Source organism: Campylobacter troglodytis, assembly GCF_006864425.1.
GTDB classification, from domain to species: Bacteria; Campylobacterota; Campylobacteria; order Campylobacterales; family Campylobacteraceae; genus Campylobacter_D; species Campylobacter_D troglodytis.
The window spans coordinates 47,141-54,104 of sequence record NZ_QHLI01000013.1; the positions used below are offsets into that span (position 1 = coordinate 47,141).

Sequence of the window (6,964 nt, forward strand, 5' to 3'; positions counted from 1 at the left end):
CTTTATCCAGCCTAGATTAAATTTTATTAAAAATCAAGCTTAAAGCGGATGTATTAAAAACGAAATATTAGCACAGTTTTTGTAATTTTGTAATTAAATTATATAAATTTTAACTCTATTTTAAAAAACCATTGATTTTAAACAAAATACCATATTTGTTATTTTTGTCATTGCAAGCGTATGCTAAAAATCCACGAATTTATGGAAAAATGCCTTGAATTTATGGCTTCTTTGTCCATAAGCTAAGAGTGATAAATCAATACTTTTTTGAAAAATAGCCTAAATTTTTTACCTTGCAAATTCAAGCTGTTTTTACAAGTTTAAAAAACTAAAAGCGATAAAGCTAGCTATTAATATCAAGGCTTTTAACAAAGACTTTTTAAAACCCCTCAATAAAAAGCCTTAATTTTAAATAAGCTTTAGAAGGCTAAATTTAAATAAATTTAACATTTTTAGCTATCATTAGCCAAAAAATTAAGGCTTTGAATGAATTTACCAAATTTCTTAGCATCCTTAAGGATAGTGCTTGCCCCCTTGCTCTTTTTTCTTTTAAGTGCTGAATTTAATGGCATTCATCAAAGCTGGGTGGATTATTTTGCTGCCCTTGTGTTTGGATTAGCTGCTTTGAGTGATTTTTTCGATGGCTTTATAGCAAGGGCTTGGGGGCAAAAGACCAAACTTGGTGCCATCTTGGATCCTTTGGCTGATAAGATGCTTATCCTAGCAGCCTTTTTGGGACTTTTAGTAAGAGCTGATCTTAGTCTTTTAATAGCCTGGGCTATTTATATAATTTTAGTGCGTGAGTTTTTCATCACGGGATTTAGGGTGATCATGTTAGCTGAGAACATAGATCTAAGTGCTTCCTTTGCAGCTAAGCTTAAAACAGCCTTTCAGATAGTAGCTGTGATCTTTTTGATTATGCGTTGGGATTTTGGATTTTATGTGGATAAGCTTTTACTTTTAATAGCCCTTGTTTTGACCATCTACTCAGGGCTTGAATATGTCTTTGTTTATCTTAAACGGTTAAAGGAGAGAAATTGAAATCTTTGATCTTTTTATTTATCATACTAGCCCTTGGGGTGTATTTTTATAGTTTTAGCTTTTTTGTAACCTTGCTTGTCATCTCTTTTCTTATTTTTTTTCACGAACTTGGACATTTTTTAGCAGCTAAGTCCTTGAAGATCAAGGTTGAGGTGTTTAGCATAGGCTTTGGACAAGCTATAATGCAAAAAGAAATAGCAGGCACAAAATACTGCCTCTCAGCCTTGCCACTTGGAGGCTATGTGAGATTAAAGGGACAAGATGATCTAGATCCTAGCAAGGAGGTCTTAGAAGAGGATAGTTACAGCGTTTTAAGTCCCTTGCAAAAAATTTACATACTCTTTGCAGGTCCTTTTTTTAATATCTTTTTGGCATTTTTACTTTATATTTGCATAGGCTTTTTAGGAGAAAACAAATTGGCAGCTCAAATTGGCACAGTGCAAGAAAACTCAGCCGCAGCAAGAGCGAATTTACAAAGTGGGGATCTTATTTTGGCTATCAATGGGGTTAAAATTCAAAGCTTTGATGAGATCTCAAAGCTTGTTGGCTTAGAGCCTTTGCTTTTAACTGTGAAAAGAAACAACGAGCTTTTAAATATAAATCTAACCCCCACTATTGGCAAGGGCTATAATGACTTTATGCAAGAAATTCAAAAGCCTTTAATTGGCATCAGTGCAAGTGGGGAGCTTGTTACTGTTTATCATAGAGGCTTTGAGGCTTTAAGCTATGCTTATGAGCAAAGTGTCAATGCTTCTATGCTGATCTTTAAGGGGCTTGTTAAGCTTGTGGTGGGTGAGCTTGATCCTAAGAATTTAGGAGGGGTGATTACTATGGTGGATTTTACCAGCAAGGCTTCTCAAAGTGGGCTTGTGGTGCTATTTTTAATCACTGCTTTGATCTCTATAAATTTAGGCATAGTAAATCTTTTGCCCATTCCTGTTTTAGACGGAGGGCATATAGTTTTTAATCTTTATGAGCTAATTTTTAAACAAAGGGTGCCTCCTAGGATCTTTGAATATCTAAGCTATGGAGGAATGGCCTTACTTTTAAGCATAATGCTCTTTGCTACCTATAATGACATAATGCGTTTGGGGAATTTCTAGGCTTCATTTGCATAAGTAGCTTTTTAGCTAAGAAGTTACAAAAGAATTAACCGGCTTCTTGCCTTAACTGCTCTTTTTTTTACTCTGTAAAAGAATAAAAAAAATAGAATCTTAATTTACAAGGCTTTTTTGTAGATTAAAGCGTTGAATTTGGTGTATCTTAGGCTATGCCAACTGCCTTACAACTCTTTGACTGCAAAGCAAAATCACTGCTAAGTTCAGCCTTAAATTGTTCTAATATCAAGCAAAGTGTTTGCTAAAAAAGCCTTAAATTTTTCTCATATTAAGCGTTGCTGCCCAGCATTTTAGCCAAAACAAAAAACCTAAAAACGAGCTTTGTTTAGAATAAAAGTTTGTTTGTTTTACAAACTAAGAGAGACAAGTTTGAATACCAAGCAAGCTATCTAAACGAAACTTCTCCTACAAAGCCTAGCTGTTTTAGAAAACTAAACTTCTTTTGCAAAGCCTATTTTCTCACACAAACGAAGTGTCCTCTATAAAGCCTAGTTTCTTTATAAAAAGAGATTTTTCAGCTTGTCTTTGTTTTTCAAAGCAATCAAATTTGACAAGTTTATATAATAAAAAGCAATGTTTTTTTAAAAATCTAGTTTAAAATGACAAGTTTATGCAAAAAATCAAGATTTTTAAATCTTAAATTTGAAACTTGCTTAGATTTCGCTAAGCTTCCTAGCTATGTTCTCTTTCATCCGCATTATATTTCAAAAGTGCGATGAAGCGGTAGAAAATATGCACAAATTTTGAGTAAGGAATCATCACAAAAAATGCCAAAACAGTGCTTAAATGAAAATAAAGCGTATAAGCAAGCAAAGAACTATCCTTAAAAACCATAAGCACAAGCCCGCTAAAAGAGCTTAAAAAAAGCATTATAATAAGGGCATAATCCATAGCCACGCTGTCTTTATCCACAAGTTCTTTATCAGCTATCATTTTAAGCCACAAAAGCCCAGCACTTCCAAGACAGAGCATAAGCCCACCCACAAAGCCAAAGATTTTGGGGCTTTGAGTGAAATCATAAGGTGCGTGAATGTCTAAGATGTGCGAGTAAAATGCCCCCAAATTCGTAGCTATAAAGCAAAACAAAAAGCCATAAGCCGTTAGGTGATGAAAAAAGCGGCGAGTGTTGCTTCTAGCGATATTAGGATAGGTGCAACCCTCAGCATTATGCCCCCCAAGATAGCGAAGGCTTAAGGTGTCCTTCACGCTTTGCCAAAAGACAGCAAAATTCACGCCTTTTAAAGAAATAGCCCGTCCAAATCTCACAAAGCCAACGCATAAGGCAAAAAAGCTAAGAGCGCCCACCACCACAAAGATAGAGACCATATAATTATAAGGGATAATCCTATAAAAATCCCCCCTAGCCTCAGCAGCATAAGCACCGTCAATCCCACTTGCCACAAAAAAGCCCAAGAACAAAGCCACAAGCAAGATAGCACTTGTAAAAAGAGCATTTTTCTCAAAAGCCTTGCTTAAAGGGCTTAAAAAGGCGTATTTTTGATAGCTTTTTTGACGAATGTTTGCAAATTGCTGAGGTATTGAGACATTAAATTCGTGCGGAGGTGCATACTGACAGTCATAAAAGCACTCCCCACACTGATGACAAAGATTTGATAGATAATCCAAATCACTTATATGAAATTCACGCTTTTTTTCCATAGCAGGAAAGACAGCACAAAGCCCCTCACAGTAGCGACAGGAATTGCAAATTATGCAAGACTGTAAGGCGTTTGTGTATTCTTCTTTGAATTTAATCTTTTCGCCTTTTTCTAAGAGCTTTTCAAAGGCACCTTGTCCTATACTTTTATTAAAAACTTGCATTCTAACTCCTTTAAGCACTTGTTTCTTTAAGCAAGCATTTTACAGCAGCCCTGCCAGCCAATCTTCCAAACACGCTTCCTATACTCATACCAAAGCCAGCCACATAGCCTTGAGTTAGTATATTTCCAGCCATTATCTCACCTGCTGCGAAGAGATTTTCAAATTTTTCCTCGTCATCCTTGAAAATTCTAGCCTCCTTATCAACCTTAACGCCCATATAAGTAAAGGTAACGCCCGGTCTTAAAGGATAGCAGTAAAAGGGCGGTGTATCAAGCCTTAAAGCCCAGTGTGTCTTTTCTACCTCCAAGCCCTTGGTGTGGCAATCATCTTGCACTGTGTGATTAAAGTTTCCATCAACTACCTTGTCATTATACTCAGCTACGGTTTTTTCCAAAGCACTTGCGTCAAGTCCTATCTTTTGGGCTAGCTCACTTAAAGAATTTGCAACGATGGGAGGAAAAAGAGAGGGCATATAGGCACTTTGCACCTTGGCATCTGTGATGGAGTAGGCAATTTGCTCATCTTGTTGGGCTACAAGGCGTCCCCAAATGGCATATCTCTTTGGCCAAAAATCCTCTCCCTCATCGTAAAATCTTTGAGCCTTGTTATTTACCACTATGCCAAGGGAGACGCAATCCACGCGAGAGGCTATGCCTCCGTCATATTTTGGAGTCCTTGCGTCAATTGCCACCATATGACCTTGGGTTGCATCGCCTATGATCTTTGCACCTATGTTTTGAAGGGCTTTTAGCATCTTGCCTTGATTAAATTTAGTACCTCTTACTATGAAATTTCTTGCCTTCTTGCCCCAGGCCTCTTCAAGCCATTCTAAATTTGACTCAAAGCCCCCACTTGCAATGATACAGGCTTTTGCCTTGAATTTATACTCTGTGTTTGTAGCCTTATCAAGAACGGCGATTTCTTTTAAAACCCCATTTTCAGCCCTTAAATTCAAGGCTTCAAATTCATAAAAAATCTCAACCCCAAGCCTCTTAGCTGCAGCAAAATAAGCATTCACAAGGCTCTTGCCACCACCTAAAAAAAAGGCATTTGTGCGTCCTAGATGAAGTGTGCCTCTCATTGAGGGCTGAAAGCGGACCCCGTATTTCTTAGCCCACTCGACAATTTGAGGGGTTTTGGAGATGACAAAACGGGCATATTCTTCATTTGTCTGTCCCTTGGTAACCTTAAATACATCTTCAAAGAACTCATCCTCGCTGTAGCTTTGAGTAAGCACATCTGTTGGAGCATCGTGCATAGAGCGGAGATTTCTGGTGTGTTGGGAGTTGCCCCCTCGCCACTTTTGAGGGGAGCTTTCAAGAAGGGCGATTTTGAGGGGCTTGGTAGCAAAGGATCTTAATTTGTCTTTTGAGAGTTTTAGATCTTCATTTGAGTTTTCATTTAAGCTTCCCTCTTTTAAGAGCTTAACTAACTTTGCCTCATTTCCACAGTCCAAAGCTGTCTCAACGGCACTAAGAGCAGAACAAAGGGCTGCATTTCCCCCACCTATGACAACTATGTCAAATTCTAATTCTTTCACCTCTACGCTCCCTCAAATTTAAGTAATCAAAGTAACATTTTACAATATAAGGTCTTAGGATCGAGAAAAATTCAGCTCTTTTTTTAAAGCTGTGTGAATTTTTGTAACAAAAAAGTTATTATTTAAGCTCTACAAAGGTTGGCACAGAGCGAAGTCCTAATTTAGCATATTTTTCGCTTAAAGCAACTGCCTCATCGTAAGCCTTTTTGTCTGCTTGTGGAATTTTGGTGTTTTTATCATAATACTTTTTTAAGATAGCAAGTTTTTGCTCATCGGTTTTGGCATTTTTTATTTCTGTGTTAATCTGAGCGATTTTATTAAAAGAAGGCTCACCAAAGATCCCAACAAGGACAAAATTTACTTGATACTGTTTAAGCTCCTCATTTATCCTTGCTAAATGTGCTTGACAGTGAGGACACATAGGATCTGAAAATACATAAATTTTTGGCTTATTGGCATCTCCTAGGGATATTAGCTGCTTTTCGTTTTTAAGTGAGTTTTGAGCCCTTTTTTTAAAGTCTGCCATTAGGCTTTCAAATTTCTTAAACTCATATTCTTCTCTTAATGAACTTTTGTTTTTGACATCAATTATGTCAGGAAAGATAAAGCCATCCTTGATAAAAATAAGCTCACTGCTTTCTTGCCCCTCATTCTTAATGACAAGCTCAACGCTTTCAAAGCCATTTTCTAGCCTTTGTCTTTTTCCTACCAAAAGCTTTGCCTTTGGAAACTGAGTTTTAATTAAAGGCTCATAAAATGAGCTGATTTCTTTATCGCTTAAAGCAAAGCACTGTCCTAAAAACACAAGCACAAAGATAAATTTTTTCATACTGGATCCTTTTTGCCGAAATTATAAGATCCTTTTTTAAACTGTTGTTAAGCCCTTAAATGCTTAAAATTCAATGCAGGCCTTTAACTTCAAGCCTTAAATTCAACTTTTTCAAGCTTAGCTCAAATTTTTTCCAACCTTTTTCCCACTTTTCCCCATTTTTTCAAAAAAAAAAAAAAAAGATTTTGTGTTATAATTTTAGCTTTTAAGTAGCAAGGTTTTGAATTTCAATTAAATTCAAAGCAAAGTTAAACGAGCATTTGAATTTAAACCAACAAAGCACAAGCGAAGTATCTAGTAATTTAAAAGAGATTTTTCGCTACGGTCAAAATGACAAGTATAGAGCTTTTTTGTTTCGGCTGTGCCTTGCAATCTACTGGGTCGCTATGTTTAAAATGACAAGTTACAGTTACAATGACAAGCCAAACTCAAAAATAAGCTTAGCTTGAATTTAAAGCAAAATTTGCTTGAATTCAAGCCAAATTTAAAATAAAAAACTAAAAAACTAAAAAACTAAAAAAGGACACAAATGAATGCAAAAGAAAGGATTAAAAACTCCCTAGCCTATAAACTAGGATCTCAAATGCTAAGCTTTAATCAAAGCAAGTTTAAGCC

Annotated in this window: 6 protein-coding genes; 3 read left to right on the plus strand and 3 right to left on the minus strand. The window is 36.3% G+C overall.

The window, feature by feature from the left end:
• The first annotated feature begins 486 nt into the window (after window positions 1-486).
• Complete coding sequence (pgsA, locus tag DMC01_RS04300; RefSeq protein ID WP_142693061.1) at window positions 487-1,041, plus strand: CDP-diacylglycerol--glycerol-3-phosphate 3-phosphatidyltransferase; 555 nt, start codon at window positions 487-489, stop codon at window positions 1,039-1,041.
• On the plus strand, window positions 1,038-2,144 hold the full coding sequence (gene rseP / locus DMC01_RS04305) for an RIP metalloprotease RseP (RefSeq protein WP_142693062.1): 1,107 nt from the start codon (window positions 1,038-1,040) through the stop codon (window positions 2,142-2,144). The genes pgsA and rseP overlap by 4 nt, the downstream gene beginning before the upstream one ends.
• A gap of 687 nt (window positions 2,145-2,831) precedes the next feature.
• Here the strand turns inward: rseP and tcuB are convergent.
• From tcuB to DMC01_RS04320, 3 genes are all read right to left on the minus strand, one after another.
• On the minus strand, window positions 2,832-3,980 hold the full coding sequence (gene tcuB, locus DMC01_RS04310; protein ID WP_185908694.1) for a tricarballylate utilization 4Fe-4S protein TcuB: 1,149 nt from the start codon (window positions 3,978-3,980) through the stop codon (window positions 2,832-2,834).
• A gap of 10 nt (window positions 3,981-3,990) precedes the next feature.
• A complete protein-coding gene (gene tcuA / locus DMC01_RS04315; protein WP_246059012.1) occupies window positions 3,991-5,520 on the minus strand; it encodes an FAD-dependent tricarballylate dehydrogenase TcuA in 1,530 nt (509 codons plus the stop codon).
• A gap of 118 nt (window positions 5,521-5,638) precedes the next feature.
• On the minus strand, window positions 5,639-6,349 hold the full coding sequence (locus tag DMC01_RS04320; RefSeq protein ID WP_142693063.1) for a thioredoxin domain-containing protein: 711 nt from the start codon (window positions 6,347-6,349) through the stop codon (window positions 5,639-5,641).
• 260 nt (window positions 6,350-6,609) lie between these two features.
• On the opposite strand from DMC01_RS04320, the gene DMC01_RS04325 reads away from it, so the two are divergent.
• Window positions 6,610-6,798, plus strand: a complete 189-nt coding sequence (locus tag DMC01_RS04325) for a hypothetical protein (protein WP_142693064.1) — start codon at window positions 6,610-6,612, stop codon at window positions 6,796-6,798.
• Window positions 6,799-6,964: the final 166 nt, after the last annotated feature.